The organism is Paenibacillus sp. Y859 (assembly GCF_056786405.1).
In genome coordinates, this window is sequence record NZ_JBXCIZ010000004.1 from 38,998 (window position 1) to 59,196 (window position 20,199).

At 42.8% G+C, this 20,199-nt stretch carries 19 protein-coding genes; 18 read left to right on the forward strand and 1 reads right to left on the reverse strand.

What is annotated here, in order from left to right; all coding sequences use genetic code 11:
- Positions 1–101 precede the first annotated feature (101 nt).
- The 15 genes from AC1TO8_RS11265 (at position 102) to AC1TO8_RS11335 (ending at position 16,746) form a co-directional block, all read left to right on the forward strand.
- Entirely contained in the window at positions 102–1,100 is a 999-nt protein-coding gene (locus AC1TO8_RS11265) for an LCP family protein (protein WP_482055715.1), read from the forward strand.
- A 122-nt stretch (positions 1,101–1,222) separates the two neighbouring features.
- On the forward strand, positions 1,223–1,654 hold the full coding sequence (locus AC1TO8_RS11270; RefSeq protein ID WP_482055716.1) for a CBS domain-containing protein: 432 nt from the start codon (positions 1,223–1,225) through the stop codon (positions 1,652–1,654).
- Positions 1,655–1,720: 66 nt separating this feature from the next.
- On the forward strand, positions 1,721–2,023 hold the full coding sequence (locus tag AC1TO8_RS11275) for a MazG-like family protein (RefSeq protein ID WP_482055955.1): 303 nt from the start codon (positions 1,721–1,723) through the stop codon (positions 2,021–2,023).
- Positions 2,024–2,028: 5 nt separating this feature from the next.
- On the forward strand, positions 2,029–2,946 hold the full coding sequence (locus tag AC1TO8_RS11280) for a DUF2232 domain-containing protein (protein WP_482055717.1): 918 nt from the start codon (positions 2,029–2,031) through the stop codon (positions 2,944–2,946).
- An 11-nt stretch (positions 2,947–2,957) separates the two neighbouring features.
- Complete coding sequence (locus tag AC1TO8_RS11285) at positions 2,958–4,952, forward strand: DHH family phosphoesterase (RefSeq protein WP_482055718.1); 1,995 nt, start codon at positions 2,958–2,960, stop codon at positions 4,950–4,952.
- Entirely contained in the window at positions 4,949–5,392 is a 444-nt protein-coding gene (gene rplI / locus AC1TO8_RS11290; RefSeq protein ID WP_482055719.1) for a 50S ribosomal protein L9, read from the forward strand. The genes AC1TO8_RS11285 and rplI overlap by 4 nt, the downstream gene beginning before the upstream one ends.
- A gap of 1 nt (position 5,393) precedes the next feature.
- Positions 5,394–6,752, forward strand: coding sequence for a replicative DNA helicase (gene dnaB / locus AC1TO8_RS11295; RefSeq protein WP_482055720.1), 1,359 nt, complete (start codon positions 5,394–5,396; stop codon positions 6,750–6,752).
- A 226-nt stretch (positions 6,753–6,978) separates the two neighbouring features.
- Positions 6,979–8,268, forward strand: a complete 1,290-nt coding sequence (locus AC1TO8_RS11300; protein ID WP_482055721.1) for an adenylosuccinate synthase — start codon at positions 6,979–6,981, stop codon at positions 8,266–8,268.
- A 471-nt stretch (positions 8,269–8,739) separates the two neighbouring features.
- The gene (locus tag AC1TO8_RS11305) at positions 8,740–9,345 is read left to right on the forward strand and encodes a hypothetical protein (RefSeq protein ID WP_482055722.1); all 606 of its coding nucleotides are present in this window, start codon (positions 8,740–8,742) and stop codon (positions 9,343–9,345) included.
- Between the two features lie 292 nt (positions 9,346–9,637).
- Positions 9,638–11,146, forward strand: coding sequence for a peptidoglycan DD-metalloendopeptidase family protein (locus tag AC1TO8_RS11310; protein WP_482055723.1), 1,509 nt, complete (start codon positions 9,638–9,640; stop codon positions 11,144–11,146).
- Positions 11,147–11,307: 161 nt separating this feature from the next.
- Positions 11,308–12,033: a response regulator YycF gene (gene yycF, locus AC1TO8_RS11315; protein WP_482055724.1), complete on the forward strand. Its 726-nt coding sequence runs from the start codon at positions 11,308–11,310 to the stop codon at positions 12,031–12,033.
- Positions 12,033–13,859, forward strand: coding sequence for a cell wall metabolism sensor histidine kinase WalK (walK, locus tag AC1TO8_RS11320; protein ID WP_482055725.1), 1,827 nt, complete (start codon positions 12,033–12,035; stop codon positions 13,857–13,859). The genes yycF and walK overlap by 1 nt, the downstream gene beginning before the upstream one ends.
- On the forward strand, positions 13,856–15,136 hold the full coding sequence (locus AC1TO8_RS11325; protein WP_482055726.1) for a YycH family regulatory protein: 1,281 nt from the start codon (positions 13,856–13,858) through the stop codon (positions 15,134–15,136). The genes walK and AC1TO8_RS11325 overlap by 4 nt, the downstream gene beginning before the upstream one ends.
- A 46-nt stretch (positions 15,137–15,182) precedes the next feature.
- Positions 15,183–15,929: a two-component system regulatory protein YycI gene (gene yycI / locus AC1TO8_RS11330; RefSeq protein ID WP_482055727.1), complete on the forward strand. Its 747-nt coding sequence runs from the start codon at positions 15,183–15,185 to the stop codon at positions 15,927–15,929.
- A gap of 10 nt (positions 15,930–15,939) precedes the next feature.
- Complete coding sequence (locus AC1TO8_RS11335; protein ID WP_482055728.1) at positions 15,940–16,746, forward strand: MBL fold metallo-hydrolase; 807 nt, start codon at positions 15,940–15,942, stop codon at positions 16,744–16,746.
- 1 nt (position 16,747) lies between these two features.
- On the opposite strand, the gene AC1TO8_RS11340 is transcribed toward AC1TO8_RS11335, so the two are convergent.
- Positions 16,748–16,921 carry a hypothetical protein gene (locus AC1TO8_RS11340; protein ID WP_482055729.1) on the reverse strand — a complete coding sequence of 58 codons (174 nt, stop codon included), beginning with the start codon at positions 16,919–16,921 and terminating at the stop codon, positions 16,748–16,750.
- Between the two features lie 398 nt (positions 16,922–17,319).
- On the opposite strand from AC1TO8_RS11340, the gene AC1TO8_RS11345 reads away from it, so the two are divergent.
- The 3 genes from AC1TO8_RS11345 (at position 17,320) to rlmH (ending at position 20,041) form a co-directional block, all read left to right on the forward strand.
- The gene (locus tag AC1TO8_RS11345; protein ID WP_482055730.1) at positions 17,320–18,555 is read left to right on the forward strand and encodes a S1C family serine protease; all 1,236 of its coding nucleotides are present in this window, start codon (positions 17,320–17,322) and stop codon (positions 18,553–18,555) included.
- 101 nt (positions 18,556–18,656) lie between these two features.
- Positions 18,657–18,824 carry a CxxH/CxxC protein gene (locus tag AC1TO8_RS11350; RefSeq protein ID WP_438348391.1) on the forward strand — a complete coding sequence of 56 codons (168 nt, stop codon included), beginning with the start codon at positions 18,657–18,659 and terminating at the stop codon, positions 18,822–18,824.
- A gap of 737 nt (positions 18,825–19,561) precedes the next feature.
- Positions 19,562–20,041, forward strand: coding sequence for a 23S rRNA (pseudouridine(1915)-N(3))-methyltransferase RlmH (rlmH, locus tag AC1TO8_RS11355; RefSeq protein ID WP_482055731.1), 480 nt, complete (start codon positions 19,562–19,564; stop codon positions 20,039–20,041).
- Positions 20,042–20,199 lie beyond the last annotated feature (158 nt).

Here is a 20,199-nt window from a genome sequence, read left to right on the forward strand (position 1 = left end):
AAAGTCATTTTCCAGTTTCCTTTTATCGAGATAAAGTTTACAATAGTTTGGTATGCTCACTAATATTATTTATACTATACACGATAAGAAGGAACATAAACATGAAAAAAAGAACAAAAAGTTATACAATTGTAGCTATAGTGTTGGTATTGATTTTAGCGGGAGCTTTTACTTTTCGTAAATCTCTAGCTGTGCTTGCGTTTGATATCTTTCTGTCCGATCAAGTGGAGAACACATTGCAGGAGAAGTCATATAAGCCACTAAAGGAAGATGTAACTACTCCTAAGGCAGAGCCTATTGCACTTCAGAGTAAGCCTTTCTCGGTCTTACTGTTGGGAACAGACCAGCGTGACAATGAACCTGCGCGGTCAGATACCATGATTTATGCAGTAGTACGCCCGAAGGAATCGAAGATATTGTTGGTCTCCATCCCACGGGATACGTACACAGAGATTATAGGAAGAGGCAAGATGGATAAGATTAATCACTCCTACGCTTTCGGTGGCCAACAGATGGCGAAAGATACGATGGAGGCTTTACTTGATCATACGATTGATTATTATACTACGATTAATTTCGTTGGTTTGAAGGATGCTGTGGATGCAATTGGCGGTATTGAACTTCCCATCCAAAAGGATATTATCAATAAAGCAGCAGATCATGAGAAATTTACAATTAAGGCGAATCAGTTAGTCTACGACGGTACGGATGCATTAAATTATGTGCGTTACCGCGAGGATAGTGGCTTCAATCGGACAAAGAGACAACAAGTATTCTTAGACCAAGTGGCCAAGAAAATGATGAACGTGAACCAGTTAGCTAATATTCCGGAATTATTAGATATTATGGGTACTAATCTTCAAACGAACATGCAGCCTAAATTTATTATTGATCTAGCGAAACAGCTATTAACTGGAAGTGAACTACAAATTTCAAGCTATACTGTTATTGGTGAGAACATACGCTTGAATGGAATTTCCTATGAGAAAGCCAATGAGGACGATCTCCAATTTGCCCAAGATTTAATTGATAATTGGATGAATCAATCAACATCAACTTATTCATTGCTGATGCCGGAAGATCAGAAAACAACAAAGTAAGTTACTTCAGTCAGCAGCCCAACCGAGTAGGGCTGCTGATTTAGCATCTAATGGAACATTTCTGCGTTGTGAACGTATGAAGATAGTGAATTCTGTACCAAGATCAGGGAGGATCATTAAATATGAACATTGCATTTTTTCTACTTCCAAAGCAAGATGTGGTATGTTTGACTCATGAATCGACGTTGAGGCAGACGTTGGAACGGATGGAATTTCACCGATATACATCCGTACCTATGCTGGACAACAATGGGGAGTATGCCGGTACGATTACAGAAGGTGATTTATTATGGTATATGAAAAATTCTGAGGGCAAAGTGACTTTTGAGAATGCATCAAAGTTTCTAATAAGGGATATCCCTATTAAGATGAGTAATAAGCCTGTTTCGATTGATGCCAATATGGAGGATTTGATTAATCTGGCCAAAGTCCAGAACTTCGTACCCGTAGTGGATGATATGAATCGTTTCATTGGCATTGTACGTCGAAGTCAGATTATTGAGTATTGTGAGAAATTTGTATCCAAGGAATCGATAGCATCAAGCCGGGCTTAGTGTAGGAGTACTTTGTTTATGATATAATCAAGAATAAAGCTTTTTTGGGAGGTTAACGTGTCCAATATGCCGAAAGATTTGGATGTAGCCAAACGTGCTAAAGTGATTGAATGGCTGAAGACGGAAGTGGTCGACCATGTATCCCGATTGTTTAAAGCTCTATGGGAGGGCAGTACAGCTCGAGTGGGTGATAGCATCGCCAGCCTGATTATGAGCTCTTATATTCTAGGGCGAAGGCTGGGCGTGTCTTATCGAGAGATCGATGAGTTGTTAATTGACAAACTTAAAAAACATAAGCAAGAAGGACATCAATTGGAGGAGTGGTATCAGGATATCTCCACACTTGAAGAACATTTGCGTAAGAGGTGAACCTATTGAAATTTAGTTGGAAATCGTTAGCATGGACGGGAGTCTATTTGCTCCTTATCCTTTCATTGCTAACTAATTTATCAATCGTAACGGCATTTCTGTTAATTGTGCCGGTGATTGTACTATTTAACATATTAAGTATTAAAGGATTCTTGATCCATGTGATTCCGGTCTGGTTGGTTGCTTTATTCATTCATCCCGTCTATTTATTGCTGGCCTTGTATTTTGCAATTCCAGCAATCTTCATGGGGAGAAGTTACAAGAAGGGTGCGCCCGCTATACGTACCATCGGTGTTGGAACAGGTACGATTCTGACTGGGATGCTCTTGTTACTCTTTATTGGTACGGTTTTGTTCCAATTTGATCTTTCAGGGTATATGCAAGATGCCGTGAATATGACGATGAAACCGTTGCAAGACATGGTAGAGAGCGGTACTCTTCCAGCAGAATTTATATGGTCAGCAGAGGAAATGAAATTGTTGATGGATATGACAATGCAAAAGATTCCTTATGCATTGATCCTTAGCTCCTTTATGATGGCTGTGATCACACATGTGATTGCTCGACCGATTCTAAGTAGTATGGGTTACCCTGTGATGAAGCTTAAGCCTGCACGGGAGTGGAAGTTTCCAAGATCACTGATTTGGTACTATTTGCTTGGTGTCGTGATTGAAATGATTACGCTAAACTCAAAAAGCGGCTATTTAACGATGATTTCTGCGAATCTTATTCCTGTATTGAATATTTTCTTCTGTATCCAGGCTATCGGGTTCTTCTTCTTTCTAGCTCATCATCGCAAATGGCATATCATTGTTCCAATTCTAATCACTATACCTGTGTTGTTGTTTCCACCGCTGGCGATTATCGGTATTATTGACATCGCATTTCCATTGCGACAGCTAATGACCAAACCAAAAGGATAGGATGGAGAGTCATGCCTAAATTTCTACAGAAACGCTGGCACGGCTACAATAGCGTATGGGCGTTTATGCTTCTCCTGCTACTTGTTATCTTTGTGACATGGTATAACTGGCCACTTGGGATAGTTTGTCTGTGTATTGTAACTATTCTCAGCTATTTGATGTTAAAGACGGAAATGGCGTTCCGCAAAGATTTACTTGAATATATCAATGGTCTTTCATTCCGTATTAAACGGGTGGAGGCAGAGGCTGTAAGTATGCTCCCCTTTGGTATTGTGCTATACAGCGAAGATCGAACCATCGAGTGGAATAACCGTTACGTTAGTTTAATGTTTAAGCGAAAATCCTTGATTGGAAGCTCCTTACAGGATATGTTCCCTCAGCTGATGGTATCCATAAGCGATAAGAAAGAGGGCAGTAAGGATCAACTTAATAAGGAACATCATATAGAAATGCATTATGAAGATCGTCATTATCAGTTGATTGCCATTCCAGATGAGCGTCTCATCTATTTACATGACATTACGGAGCTTGTCGTACTTAGGTCCCGATATGAGGATGAGAGGTTAGCTTTAGGGATGATCTCATTGGACAATCTTGATGAAGCCACGCAGGGGATGGATGATCAACAGCGAACGGCGCTTATTGCTAAGGCCGCTAATGAAATCACGTTCTGGGCAAGAACATATGACGTATATTTAAGGCGTCTGTCTTCTGATCGATATCTAATGATGCTAAATTATAAATCTTTGCAAGAATTGGAGAAGAGTCGATTCGTCATACTGGATGACGTGCGAGAGATGACGGCGGATCTGAAGGTACCGATGACACTGAGTGTTGGTCTAGCCTTTGGTCCGGTGGATATTTCCGAATTGGGTGAGCTTGCCCAATCTAGCCTTGATATGGCGCTTGGACGCGGAGGCGATCAGGCTGCTGTGAAGGCTGGTCAGCGATTATCTTTCTATGGTGGTAAATCAAATGCTGTAGAAAGACGGACGCGTGTACGCGCTAGGGTGATTGCTCATGCCCTTCGTGATCTTATGCAAGAGAGTGATAAAGTGTTCATTATGGGGCATAAGTTGCCGGACATGGATGTGATCGGTGCCTCGATTGGTGTGCTAAAAGCAGCTCAAATGTACAATGTAGATGCTTATATCGTGCTATCGGGTAACAATCCTTCAATTGAACGAATGTTAATCCAGGTGGAGAAGGATGAGACGCTAGTAGAGCGATTTATTACGCCCGAGCAAGCCTTGCAGATGCTCACGGGACATAGCTTGTTAGTCGTTGTAGATACGCATAAAGCGTCGATGACGATGGAACCGAAGCTTGTGCATAATGCTTCTCGAATTGTAGTGGTAGATCATCATCGTCGAAGTGAAGAGTTCATCAATGATGCTGTGTTGGTGTATATGGAGCCCTATGCTTCATCTGCTAGTGAATTAGTTACCGAGCTACTTCAGTATATCCATGAGAAAATACAACTTACTCCGATCGAGGCTACCATGTTGTTAGCTGGCATTATTGTCGACACGAAGCACTTTGCCCTTCATACAGGTTCGCGAACCTTTGAAGCTGCTGGATTCTTGCGTCGTAGTGGTGCAGATACTGTGATGATTCAACGCATGCTGAAAGAGGATCTCCAGGAGTATTTGGCTAAGGCGGAAATTATTAAGAAGGTGAAAATGGTCCATCAACACGTCGCACTTGCGGTTACGGGATCAGGGGTTGTTATTTCACAACTATTAATTGCACAGGTTGCGGATACGCTTCTGACGATGACCGATGTGATGGCATCCTTTGTCATTAGTGAGCGTCCAGATGGGTTGATTGGTATTAGCGCTCGATCTCTAGGACGGATGAATGTACAAGTCGTAATGGAGATGTTAGGCGGTGGCGGTCACTTGACGAATGCCGCGGTACAACTGAAATGCACAGTTTCGGAAGCCGAAGTGAAGCTAATGGACGTACTGAATCAAATTGAAGAGAAAGAGGGTTTATTCGAATGAAGGTTATTTTTCTAAAGGACATGAAGGGTCAAGGTAAAAAGGGCGAAGTTAAAGAAGTATCCGAAGGGTATGCAGCAAACTTTCTATTTCCTCGTGGGGTAGCGCGTCCAGCGACAGATGGCAATATGAAGACTCTTGAGAATCAAACTTCAGCAGAGGAAAGACGTAAACAACAGGAAAAGGACGAAGCGATTACTCTTGGCAAAAAGCTTGAGGAAATGACGATAGAGCTTGCAGCAAAGGCTGGTGAAGGTGGTCGGTTGTTCGGAGCGATCACAAGTAAGCAGATTGCAGAAGCAATGGCGGCTAAAGGAGTCAAGATTGATAAACGTAAGATCGAGTTAGGTGAACCGATTAGGCAATTAGGTGTAACTCAAGTACCAGTGAAGCTACATCCTGAAGTAAAGGCAACGCTTAAGGTTCTAGTAGCGGAGGGTTAAAATGGGCGGAGAGCAGTATTATGATCGAATACCACCTCAGAATCTAGAGGCTGAGCAAGCTGTTATTGGTGCGATATTACTACAGGATGAAGCTCTAATTACCGCGATGGAGCGTGTAAATACAGATGATTTCTATGATAAACCACATCAACTGATCTTTGAAGCTATGCTACAGCTGGGTGAGGATAATCAACCGATCGATCTAGTTACACTGACATCTTTGTTGCAGGATCGTGGGCAACTGGAGGATATTGGTGGTGTCAGCTATTTAGCGAGGCTGGCTCATTCCGTACCAACGGCAGCCAACGTGGAGTATTACGCGCAGATTATTGAGGAAAAGTCGATGTTGCGGCGGTTAATTCGAACAGCCACTCAGATTGTTAGCGAAGGCTATACGGGTGGCGAAGACGTCTCGGGTATGCTTGGTGATGCTGAGCGTAAGATTCTGGAAATTTCCAATCGGCGTAGCGGAAGTGGGTTCGTATATATCCGTGACGTATTGATGGAAGTGTTCGATAAGGTGGAATTGTTACATGAGAATAAGGGGGGGACGTCCGGAATTCCAACGGGATTCGTCGATCTAGATAAAATGACGAATGGGTTCCAGAAGAATGACCTTATTATTGTGGCAGCTAGACCTTCTGTTGGTAAGACGGCATTTGCATTGAATATTGCTCAGAATGTCGCGGTTCGCGCCAATGAGACGGTAGCTATATTCAGTCTGGAAATGTCAGCGCCTCAGCTCGTGCAGCGGATGATTTGTGCAGAAGCTAACTTGGACGCGAACGTGATGCGGACTGGGGATTTCAAAGATGATGATTGGGCCAAGCTCACGATGGGAATATCCTCGTTATCTGAGGCAGAAATCTATATTGATGATACACCAGGTGTGACCGTGGCTGATATTCGTTCGAAATGTCGACGTCTGAAGAAAGAGAAGGGTCTCGGAATGATCGTCATCGATTATCTCCAACTGATTCATGGTCGTGGTAAAGCTGGAGAGAACCGTCAGCAGGAAGTATCTGAGATATCCAGAACGTTGAAGCAGATCGCACGTGAGCTTGAAGTGCCGGTAATAGCATTGTCTCAGTTAAGTCGGGGTGTAGAGCAACGACAAGATAAAAGACCTATGATGAGTGACTTGCGGGAGTCTGGCTCAATAGAGCAAGATGCCGATATTGTCTCTTTCTTATACCGGGATGATTACTATAATCAGGATTCAGAGAAGAAGAATATTATTGAGATCATTATTGCTAAGCAACGTAATGGACCTGTAGGCACGGTAGAACTGGTGTTTCTCAAGAACTTTAATAAATTCGTTAACTATGAAGGAGCCCAATCTGATCCTTTTGCAGGTTAATCAATGGGGTAATTTATTATATTACGCAATTAATAGTCTATTTCCGAACGATCACAGCCTTTATGGTGTGATCGTTCGTTTTTTTATTGACTTCAAAAAAATGGACTGTTACACTATTACTGTTACTTTATTAAGCTGTAGTATGGTTTGAGCGCTCTAATCATATGCTAAGCCCAGGATTTATGATGTCAATAATAGGTGCAATGGCACCAAAAGGGGAATGAACATGTCAACTGTAGTCGTTGTGGGAACGCAATGGGGAGACGAAGGCAAAGGGAAGATTACAGACTTTCTTGCGGAGAGCGCCGATGTGGTGGCTCGATACCAGGGAGGTAACAATGCCGGCCATACCATTCTGATTGACGATAAAAAATATAAGCTGAGCCTTATTCCATCGGGTGTATTTTATGAAAATAAAGTATGCGTTATTGGGAATGGAATGGTTATTAATCCAGCAGCACTTATTGAAGAGATAAATTATATCCATGATCATGGATTTACTACGAATAATTTGGTCATTAGCGACCGTGCACATGTCATTATGCCGTATCATATCGTTCTAGATGCGCTTGAAGAAGATCATAAAGGGGACCATAAGATTGGTACGACACGTAAAGGGATCGGTCCTTGTTATATGGATAAAGTTGCACGTAACGGTATCCGTATAGCAGATCTAATGGATGCAGAAGAGTTCGAATTAAAACTTCGCCAAATGATGCAAGAGAAGAATCAGGTTCTACAACAGATATATGGTGTAGAACCTCTTGATGTGGAACAGACGCTGAAGCAGTATCTAGAATATGCAGAAGTGATTCGTCATTATGTAACAGATACATCGGTTGTATTGAATGATGCGATTGATGAGAATCGTAAAGTATTGTTTGAGGGCGCTCAGGGTGTCATGTTGGACATTGACCAAGGAACGTATCCTTATGTCACGTCATCTAATCCTTCTGCTGGTGGAGTCTGTATCGGATCTGGTGTGGGCCCATCGAAGATTCAACAGGTTATTGGCGTGGCGAAATCGTATACAACTCGGGTCGGTGATGGTCCATTCCCAACAGAGTTAAATAACGAGATCGGTGACTTTATTCGTGAAACAGGTCATGAATATGGAACCGTTACTGGTCGTGCTCGTCGTGTAGGTTGGTTCGACAGTGTTGTCGTACGTCATGCTCGTCGTGTCAGTGGAATAACGGGATTATCTTTGAACTCTTTAGATGTCTTGTCTGGCCTCGAGACGGTTAAGATTTGTACCGGTTATAAGTATCGTGATGAGATTATCAGTCATTATCCCGCTAGTCTGAAGAAGCTTGCGGAATGTGAAGCCATATATGAAGAGTTACCGGGTTGGAGCGAGAATATTACGGGTGCTAAGACGTTAGGAGATCTTCCTGAGAACACTCGCAATTATGTGAAACGGGTCTCTGAGCTTACAGGTATCCCGATTGCCATATTCTCCGTTGGACGTAACCGTGATCAGACGAACCAGGTTCTTCCGATCTATGAATCATAGAATGTAGTTGTTCAAGAAACATCTAAAGGAGCCTGCTGGTCACTTCTGTGACTGGTGGGCTCTTTTTAACATAAAGAGGCTGAAATAGATGTATATATGCGCTTAATAAGCAGGAAAAGTAGTGATCAAAGGAAATAGTTGCTAAATCTACAGTTAAAAATGTCGATAACGCCGAAAAGTGGAATTTTCAGTAATTTAGATGTAGGTTGTGCAATTAAAATTGGATGAAGAGGGATATGGCTACATTTAGATGTACTTAATGCAACTGCGTTCCTAGCGAAGCTAGGTACATCTAATTGAGGAAGGGTTGGTCGGCGTAAGGTGATTACAAGATGATGATAAAGGTTAAGTATAGGACCGATCATTCGACGTGAATGTCTTATTTATGGGATTAAACGCCATCCTTCTGGTCAATACTGCTGATGAGAGTATGAACATGGATATCGGATCATGGGGTGTGGAGGAGGATAAATGATGAAGTTTCTAGTGTGGTTGTGTAAGGTAGTCTTAACGGTAGTATTGGTCAGTACATTGACCATGTTCACAACAGGATGGGTCGTGAATACTTATCTTAAATCGATGTTAGCAAGTTTCAATATACAGCTTCCGGGGCAACCCATTGCTTTGGTAAGTATGTTACAAGGGATAATGGGAACCGAAGTGAAGGATACGAAAGTCTCCGATGAGAAGATAGAGGAGAAGGGGACGCTCTCAGAACCAGGAGCGGAACAAGCTCCTTCTGACAATGATGCGCCAGTTGACGCACTACCAGTGATGGGACAATCCTATACAGAGGAAGCTGCTGGATTGGGACAACAGGATCAGTTAGGGTTGGATCAACAAGTTGTGGTTACACCCGATGAAATGGTACGTAAGAAGGATGGTCTGATCACTAGTGACAAGGAAGAGATATTTAACATATTAATCACGAAGCTTCCTCAAGAGAAAATTCAGGAAATCACCATCGCTATGGAGAATGGTCTGACAGAACAAGAGTTGACTGAAGTAGAGAAAATCTTATCTGAATATTTAGATAAAGATGAATACGCTAAGTTGTTATCTTTACTTAAATCATAATTAAGATTGTGAATGTCATCTGTTTGTCATTTATAAATAAAGAATAGAATATTAACAATATCTAGAAATCCGCATAACAGCGGGTTTTTTGTCGTAGTTAGTAAAGGTTGAATTGCTTGCAAATGTTATGGTAAAGTAAACAGAGAGCTAAAGGTTAAGATTTTGAAACCTTTTGGATTTACTTATTTTTGGAGAAGGCTACTTAATATAAAGAAAATTGGGAAGTATAAGCATTTGGAAATAGAGGATTATCATTCAACTGCAAATAAAGATATGGTTGCAAAGGAGATACATGATGAAAGGTTTCAACGTTATACCCTGGTTAAAGAATACATGGAGTAGCATCACACGATTTGTCCTGCCTGTGGAACAGGCGGATGAGAGCCAAATGAAGAGATGGTTAACTATAACAGCGACAGGAATTGTGATAACGGTAGTTCTTGTACTTGCAGGCAACCAATATGTTAATGCTAACAAAATCGCTTACTATAATGTTTACGTCGAGGATGAAGAGATCGGAAGCGTCGAGAATCCAATCCAGATTGAACAAATGTTCAGTCAGAAGCGACAAGAATATCAGAATAAATATCCCGATGTGGAAATGATTCTACAGACGGAAGGTGTTACGACCAAGGCAGAAGAAGCTTTCAATGCAGAAGTGGATAGCGAGTCAACGCTTAAGAAGCTAGACAGCATGCTAAATGCATATGCTAAAGGGGTAGAGCTAAAGATTGATGGTGAGATCGTTGCGATTGTTAAAGACCAGGAAACGGTAGACGATATATTGAATCAGGTGAAGCGACAGTATGTACCAGAGGTAGCCAAAGAACAGCTTCAGTTGAAAAGGATGAGTAGCTCGATACCAGCTGCTAACGTAAGTGCGGCGAGTGCGCCAGAAGAGTCAACTGTGAAATCAGTCAAAATCGGAGAAGAAGTGAATGTGACACCAATTAACACAGATCCTGACCAACTACTTGACGCAGAGGAAGTCGTAGCGCTCCTTACGGTAAGTAAAGAGGCTCCAATCGTATATACAATAGATGAAGGTGATACGTTAGGGTCTATTGCGAAGCGATATGATATTACAGAGAAGCAAATTTATTTAAACAATCCTGATGTTAAGGAGAAATATCTTCAAATTGGAGATACACTACAACTTAAGGTGCCTAAGCTTCCAATAACGGTTACAACGCTTGAGCAAATATCGGAAGAGATTGTGACGGCTCCGGCCGTTGAAATTAGAAAGACAGCGGAGCTTGAAGCGGGGAAATCAAAAGTAGTTCGCCCTGGACAAGAAGGACTCAAGGTCATGGAGTATTTGGTGACTAAAGAGAACGGTTATGTTGTCGATGAACAGTGGATCGGTCAAGAGGTCATTAAACAACCGGTCACCGAAGTGGTGCTACAAGGTACGAAGATTGCTGGGCAAGGATCCGGGCAATTCGCTTGGCCCGTAAGAGGTGCGACCATATCCAGTACTTATGGCTCACGATGGGGGAAACAACATAAAGGGATCGACATCGTCTCAGGAAACCGTACCATTATGGCAGCTGATGAGGGTGTTGTTACCTTCACGGGCAACATTAGCGGTTACGGTAAAGCTGTCATTATTAATCATAGCAATGGATACACGACATTGTACGGTCACTTGAAGAGTTACTCGGTCACTCAAGGGCAGACGGTAACGAAGGGAGGTAGCATCGGTGTTATGGGCAATACTGGACGCTCGACAGGTACACATTTACATTTTGAAATTCTGAAGAATGATGTTGCCCAGAACCCCATGAAATATTTGAATTAGTAGAGGAAGTTTGTTAATGGCATAAGAGCATGACCCTAATCGAGGGGCATGCTCTTTTTGCAAATATAAGATACTTATGAGGGTGTGACAGGCATTCAGGTGTGGTAAAATAAGAAGACGACTAACAACCGATTGATTGAAATATAAGGTGGGATACATTCATGCAGGGAACCATTCTAGTAGTAGATGATGAACAACCCATTGCTGATATATTGAAATTCAACTTAGAAAAAGAGGGGTACGACGTCATATGTGCATTTGATGGCATTACCGCCGTTGAATTAGCCTTATCTAAGAAACCTGATCTTATGCTACTTGATCTCATGCTACCAGGTAAAGATGGCATGGACGTATGCCGCGAGATTAGGGCAGCTCAGTTGCAATTCCCCATTATTATGCTTACAGCTAAAGATGGTGAAATTGATAAGGTGCTCGGATTAGAGCTGGGTGCAGATGACTATGTGACCAAGCCTTTTAGCACAAGAGAACTGCTAGCCCGAGTGAAAGCGCATATGCGAAGAGTCAATAAGATGGCAGCAGCATCGGAAGAGAGTGTAGCTTCGGAGAGGCAAGGTATACCCTTCTTTGACTTGTTTATAGATACGGATATGTATTTAGTATTCAAGAATGGTGAACCACTTGACCTGACACATCGGGAATATGAATTGCTGTTCTATCTCGTGAAGCATGCGGGTAAAGTGATGACGCGTGAGCACTTACTGCAAGCCGTGTGGGGATTTGAGTACTTCGGTGATGTGCGAACTGTGGATGTGACCATTCGTCGACTTCGCGAGAAAATTGAGGAGAACCCTAGCAAACCGGAGTATATACTTACCCGTAGGGGGCTTGGTTATGTGATGCGAAGTCTTAAAAACGGAGGTCTATAATGAAGCCGGCTTCATTATTTCGTACTGTTCAAGCTAAGCTTATCTTTGTGTATATGCTTCTGATTCTAATTGCCATGCAGTTGATAGGCGTCTATTTCGTGAGCGCGATGAAAAATTCACTTACGAGCAATTTCACGAATGATCTGCAAGAACAAGCAGAGCTTCTGTCCGTGATGTCCGCGGAGAAATTGGGAGGCGATGTTGAGGCAGGGAAGAATTCAGTGGAAAGTTTAGGCGTGATCATTAACAACCTGTTTAACCTCAGTGGCGTAGAAATTCAAGTCCTCGATGCGAGTGGGAAGGTACTGATTACCTCATTGTCTACCCATGCCGATTATGTGGGACGTAAGAACACGCAGACGGTAGTGAGCCGAGCGCTTCAAGGCATTAGTGATAATGAGGAATATGTGATTGATGAAGATAATGAACGCAAGCGAGTGGTTGCGAAGCCAGTCATTTATAACAGTAAAATTGTGGGTGCCGTCTATATCGTTGCTTCTATGAATGAATTACATGATACGATTGGACGGGTTAACAATATTTTTATTTCGGGAATGTTGATTGCGCTCCTATTAACGGCGATACTTAGCGTTATTCTGGCACATACGATTACCCAGCCTATCAAAGAGATGACACGCCATGCGACAGCAGTGGCAGAAGGCAGCTTCGATCAGAAGATGCCCGTATTCGGTAACGATGAAATCGGGCAATTAAGTGAAGCCTTTAATTATATGACGAGTCGCTTGCGAGATGCACTCTTACAGAATGAAGAGGAGAAGGAGAAATTAGCCTCTATCCTTACGAATATGAGTGACGGTGTCATTGCCACGGATGAAACGGGACAGGTTATTCTCATGAACCGTCGTGCTGGTGCGATGTTAAGTTTAGATGAAGAAGAGTTAGATAGCCGAGATATTACGATGCTGCTTGGACTTGATCCAGAGCAGACGGAATCTTTTGCTGAGGGATCTATTCAGAGTGCACTGCTTGAGATGAGTCCAGAAGAGGTGGCTACCACCTACAAGGTGCGTGTAACTTTCACCCCTATTCATCGACGTGAATTCGGGATAGCGGGTACGATTGCCGTATTGCAGGATGTAACGGAGCAAGAACAGCTGGAGGCATCACGACGCGAGTTCGTAGCGAACGTATCACATGAGTTAAGAACGCCACTTACAACGATTAAGAGCTACACAGAAGCTTTGGATGATGGTGCATTAGAGGATGCACAGTTAGCTCGACGCTTCTTAGGCGTGATTCAGAATGAAACAGAACGAATGATTCGTCTAGTGACGGATCTTCTACACTTATCAAGGCTTGATAATAAGGAAGCTGCCTTGCGCAAAGAACCGACGGATGTGCTGGAAATGTTGGAGGATGTGACGGATAGATTCTCTTTTCAAATGCAGCAGAAACATATTGAATCTAACATAAAGATCCAAGCGGGTATTGATAGCGTATTATTTGACCGTGACCAGATCGATCAAGTATTGGATAATCTTGTGTCTAATTCTCTTAAATATACACCTGATGGTGGTGTTGTTACGTTAGAAGCTAGGTTGACTGAGGACTATCAGATTGCAATTTCAGTACAGGACACTGGGATTGGCATACCAAAGAAGGATTTGGAGCGTATATTTGATCGTTTCTATCGGGTGGATAAAGCACGCTCGCGTAATATGGGAGGAACGGGACTGGGTCTTTCGATTGCCCGGGAAATTGTTAGTGCCCACGGTGGGGTTATGGCTCTCCAATCTGAATTTGGACAAGGGACGAAGGTTACCTTTACGCTTCCTTTAGTTGAAGATTGGGGTGTGATGACATGAAAGAGAAGCTGAAGTCGATCTTACTCGTCCTGTTGGTCTTGAGTAGCTTAGTGGAGAGTTATTATCTCATGTATCGCCTTCCGGGTGGTGATTCGGTCATTAAGTCTGCAGCTAAGTATCTCAAGGCAGAGGATATGGGACCTGAAGCCGATGTTGAGAGTCTGATTTATCCTGATAAGATGATCATTCATATGGGTGAAAATAAACATACCATATTTTATCCGAATTCAACGTTCTACAATCTGATCTTCTCTCGGCTTGAAGGTCGGAGCTTTGATAGTTTTCAGCGTCGTTCTTTGCAGGATCTGAATATCGCAGAAATACGATCACAGAATCCGGGGATTGAATTGACTTTCGGGGCTGGTGTTCCCGTGACATTATTGCAACGAATCATGCAGATCCATCCAGATGCTTTATTCCAAGCGGAGCAAATAGATCGAATCTGGATTTATAATGTTAGTAATGAAACGAAGGCACGTGCTTTGTTCTTCAGTACGGAAGGTGACGTCGTATACGAGGCAGGGAAAGCCGACCTTACGATTCAGGATGTGCAACAGCATGTCGATTTCGGATTAACATGGACCCCATATACTTTACAGAATGGGTTGTACTATATTCCTGAGACAGAGGTAGAGATGGTACAAACCAGGCTAAGTATTGATGCGTATACAGCGGAACAAATGCAACGCAGCCTATTCTTTGATCCCAGCATTACTCGTAATATTAGGGAGAAGAATGGCTCTGAAATATATACAGATAGTAAGCGGAGCTTGCAAGTAAGACAAGAACAGAAGTGGATGAGATATACAGATCCTGCGGCACTGCCGGATGGGGAAATTGATATGGATAAAGAAGTGCTAGCCGCGGTTGACTTCGTGAACGATCATGGAGGATGGAATGGGGATTATCGCTTAAGCCTTGCTGGTGGGGGTACGGATCAGAATGAGGTGGTATTCCAGCAATATTATGGTACCTATCCTATTCTATCAGAACCCCAATTTCAATATGGAACGATCAACCTTAACCTACATCAGGGAACGGTATCCACATACGAGCGCTCTCTCATCTATATGAAGTCTGAGGAAACGAAGAAGGACATGAAGATGTTGCCTTATGGGGAAGAACTGAGAGGTCGCTTAAAAGGCATCAGTGGACAATCTAGAGTAGTGGACTTGTATCCTGCTTACTTGCCTACACGTAGCGAGGAAGGGCTACTGCTTACACCTGTATGGGCTGTTAAGTTTCAGACAGGTGGAGTGATGGTGCTGGATAAATAAGTTGGGTGAATTGAATAGAACACAATGGGGATAAGGAGGGAAGGGAATGGATTGGGGACGGGCTAAAAATGTATTGATCTATGCTTTCTTGTTGCTAAATCTCGTGTTAGGCTATCAATTATGGAATGATGTAAGAGAACAAGTAAGCACAAAGCTGGATTACACCTCACTTGATAGTAATACACAGAAAATAATGCAGGAGAAGAATATACAGCTGCTATCTCTTATTCCTGCACGGACCCCAGTACTTCCTAAAATTAATTATCACTTTGTTAATGATCAGAATACGGACATCATAGAGCTAGAAACACCTGTGGATAGTAAGCTAGTCTTCATGGGTAATGAGTTAGTGAAAGCATTAGAGAGTCAGATCCCGAATTTCAAAGATTATCGTTATGATCCAATGGAGAGTGAGAACGGGGTATTTGTGTTCCACCCTTTAGTTGAAGGGGAATGGCCACTCTTTAATGATCAGTTAAAGTTGAAGCTGATATACAGCGATCGAAAGATAGTCTCGTATCAGCAATCCCCCATTAAGATGGTTTCATCCAATGAGGATGAACAACAGAAGGTGTTAACAGCGGTAGATGCATTAACTACTTTAATTAATAAGTATATTGCACCTAATTCCGTTGTGAAGGACATCCAGTTAGGCTATTATGGCGAGATGTTTGACTCAGAGAATCAGGTAGCTGCACCAGCGTGGCGCTTCACACTTGAGAATGAAATGTATTATGTACAGGGCATCAGTGGGGACGTTATTAGTTCCAAGACAGAGAAAGCGAAGGAGTAGAGTTATTGTTATGGGGATATCATTTACAGTGCTGTCGAGTGGATCGACAGGGAATGCAACGGTAGTCACGAACGGGGAGACGACACTGTTGATTGATGCAGGGTTTAGTGCACGACGGATAGATGAGCTTTTGCAGGAAAGAGAGTTAAGCGGCGGGGAAATAGACGGCGTTCTCATTACACATGAGCATTCGGATCATATTAAGGGATTAGGTCCTGTGGCCCGCAAATACAATCTCCCAATCTATGCGAATGAGAAAACATGGGATGCCATGAATAAATCCATTGGTAAGATTGCTGAAGAGAATCGGATTGTGATGGATAGTGGAGAAGTGAAAGATTTCGGCACACTCCGCGTGGAATCCTTCGGTATTTCCCATGACGCAGCAGAACCCGTAGGCTATAATTTCTATGATGGGGATGAGAAGCTGAGTGTGGCTACGGATTTAGGCTATGTCAGCGATAAAGTGAAGCGGGCTATCTCGAATGCAGATGTATTGGTGCTGGAAGCGAATCATGATATTGAGTTGTTGCGAATGGGCCGCTATCCTTGGAACACGAAACGTCGTATTCTAGGCGATATGGGGCATCTCTCCAATGAAGCTTCAGGAGAAGCGATGAGTGAGCTCCTGACAGGTGATACGAAACGCACATATTTGGCACATTTAAGTCGAGATCACAACATGATGGATTTAGCTAAAATGACAGTACGTGATGCGATGGAAGAGCGCGGGTGTTTCTATAAAGAAACGGATTTCCAGTTGTGTGATACTTATTATGATCGACCTACCCCATGGGATAAGGTGAGCAAGCGATGAATTAATCTAGTTCATCGGCCTTGATAGCCAATTCCTCACGAGTGAGAATTCCCTTGTCTACAAGAAGTTCAATGATTGTGCTTATGGCAAGGGTATTACGATAATGCTCGTCCTTCATATCTCCAAGCTTGGCCATCATGTGCACCATATCCATTGAAATATTTCCATTTTCCATGTATGAATTATTCCCTCCCTCGAACGGATGATTTACCCACTATTAACCAGTGAAAATAAATGCGAAAAGATTATGTAGCTAAGCTACATATGATACAATGAACACTAAGAGGATGACTTTTTGAACAACTTCTGTAGGCTCTATGAAGCTATGAATCTAGAATAAGAGACTTGTTATTAGTGTAGTCCGTTTCATCCGAAAATATTCCAATCTGAGTGAATTTTAACTTTTCTTATTAAGAAAGTGTCTATTTTATATTCAAAGTGACGTTATTGGGTGATATATAAAATAAAGTGGTTAAGAAGTGCAACTTTTAGGGTTGTAAAACTGTTATATTAGTGTGTGTTTAAAAAGGTTGAGGATTGTCAGAGGGTAATAACAAAGGGAGAGGATTTACTATGGGTTTGTTCGAAGATGGATTTTATTCGACCAAGGTATCAAGACAGAGCAAAGAGCATACCAAAGTAAAGCCCAATTCTGGAAGTTGGTCCAAAGCTCACCGTAAGGGAATGTCCACATTGCAAATATCTGTGATTAGTTCGGTGATCAGTGCAATGGTAGCTGTATTATTATTCAGTCTAGTTACTGGAGTGCCTAAATCAGCTCCTGAGGCAGCTGTAGTGAGCACAGTACCGGTCAAGATGGAGACGGATCCTTTTGAACGATTGATACAGGCAGCAGCAAAGGTACGTCCAGCCGTGGTGAGTATTGCTAATTATAAGGATCTGAAGACGGATGAGTTAGATCTAGATGAATCAGGTCTGGGATCGGGCGTCATATTCAAGAAAGAGGATGGCCTAGCCTATATTATCACGAACAATCATGTTATCGCAGAAGCAGATGAGCTGGAAGTGATGACGACGGATGGAGACTTGATCCGAGCGACATTGGTGGGAACAGACGTGGTTAATGATATTGCGGTTCTTTCTATTGATGGGAAGAAGATACATACGATCGCTGAGATAGGCAACTCGAGTACACTCCGGTTAGGAGAGACCGTCATTGCTATCGGCAATCCGTTAGGGTTAGGAGATACACTTACTTCTGGGATAGTGAGCCACACGAATCGGATTATTCCAGTATCGATGAATAAAGACGGCATATACGATTGGGAGCAGGAAGTGATACAGACAGATGCTGCCATAAATGAAGGTAACAGTGGTGGTGCCTTGGTGAATCTGAACGGTGAAGTGATCGGAATTAATACGATGAAGATATCGGATATGGGTGTTGAGGGACTTGGCTTCGCTATTCCGATCAAGCATGTGATGCATATCGTCGATGAATTGATGCTAACAGGTAAAATAACACGTCCATATATCGGAGTATATACGGTGGACATTAGTAATCCATTTGCACCGTTAGATGCAGACGAACGTAAAAGCTTGAAACTTCCAAGTAACGTCAAAGATGGCGTCTTGGTATTGGATGCTGTGGGTCCTGCACTAGAGGCAGGATTGAAGCTGAATGATGTCATTACGATGCTAGATAATGCACCCATTAGCTCAACGATGAAGCTCCGCAAGTACCTCTATAATGAGCGGGAAATTGGCGATGTTGTTGAAGTTACCTTTTATCGCGAGGGTATATTGAAAGTTGTTAAGCTAACACTTAGTGATAAGCCTGTGGAGTAGCAAAGAGAACCCTATGTAGTTTTTTGATGTGTTATGAGCAAATTCGGGTTATAATAAATGGAACATCAGCAGAGTGTAGGACAGAAAGGATGCTTTCATTCATGTACGTAGTATGCAAAGATCATGTAGAACTTGCGATCGACAAATTCGTTGATGAATATGAAGACGCACCGGACATTGTAGACTTGAAGGAGACTGAATTCTCCGACTGGGATCCGCCAGTGAAGTGTATTGAGTGTGAGCATGCTGCGCAGTATTTGGTGGTGTGAGAGAAGGGGCGTGAAGGTGGCGCCCTTTTTGTGTTTGTGGGGGATGACGTGGAGGGCGCTTCGAAGGTGGGGGTGTGAGAGACCGCTCCGAGAACGAATTGTTCTTCGGATCGCTGTTATCCCCGGATTTCTTGAATTTACCGCTGTTAGCGGTGGAAATCAGGGGATAAAGGCGAGCGCTTACGCTTCTCCAGTACAATTCCGTTCTCTGCGCTGATGCGCACGTTTATCGGGACAATTCCGTGCGGGCGCTACTTTCACGCTCGGTGGGTGGTAATGGGATTGGAGAAGACTTATTTCATGTGAGGTCTTGTTGGGCGAGAGTAAGGGATAAGAGCATGGGACTAGGATGAAGACAAAGAAACAGATAATGCTAAGGATGAAGTTAGTCTATGTGAAGGTACGGATATAAGTGTAAGTTCCAATAGAAGTACGAATGTAAGTACTATCAATACCAATGAGAGTATAAAGGTAAGTACTAAAGGAAGAGATAAAGATAGCGAAAAAGATAAGGGCATGATAAAGAAGAATGATAGGTGCTATTGCTAAGTATGGATAATAAGAATTAAAGATAATAGCGGAGTACGATGGACAAGTACCAGTATGAATTGTAAGGAAGAGAGTATAGATGCAAGAATTAAGAATGAGAAGATCGTGAGAGAATAAGTGTTTTGAAAGTTAATTAAGCATTAGGTGTTGTTGTGGGAGTATACATACATGTGGGGAGAGGGATTAAGGTGTTTATTCAGATTATTGGCGTTGGCAAATTGAAAGAGAAGTATTTAGTGTTGGGCATCCAGGAATATGCGAAGCGGCTTACTCCGTACATCAAGTTCCAGATGGTGGAGGTAGCGGATGAGAAGGCACCTGACACGTTAAGCGAAGCTGAGGTGTCTATTGTTAAAGAGCGCGAGGGCGAACGCATCCTCGCGCATATTAAGAGCGAGGCGCATGTCGTTGCGCTCGCTATCGGCGGCCAGCTATGGAGCTCGGAAGAGCTGGCCGCTGAGATCGACAAGCTCGGTACCTATGGGACGAGCCATGTCGTATTCGTCATCGGAGGCAGCCATGGGCTCTCCGATGGAGTACTGCGTCGCGCTCAGCAGAAGCTTAGCTTCGGGCGCATGACATTGCCGCATCAACTGATGCGGCTGGTGCTGACGGAGCAGGTGTACCGGGCGGTGAAGATAAATCGGGGTGAACCGTATCATAAATAGGGCGAAATTTTTTTGGGAAGTATTACGGTTTGATCGAGGCTAAGATACGTTATACATTATATTTTTAAATTTCCATGTTATAAATCTATTCTTAGCACCAGGGTCTTTCCTAGATGAGACTTCGTATATCAAATTGTTGACAGCTTTCGGCATAGATA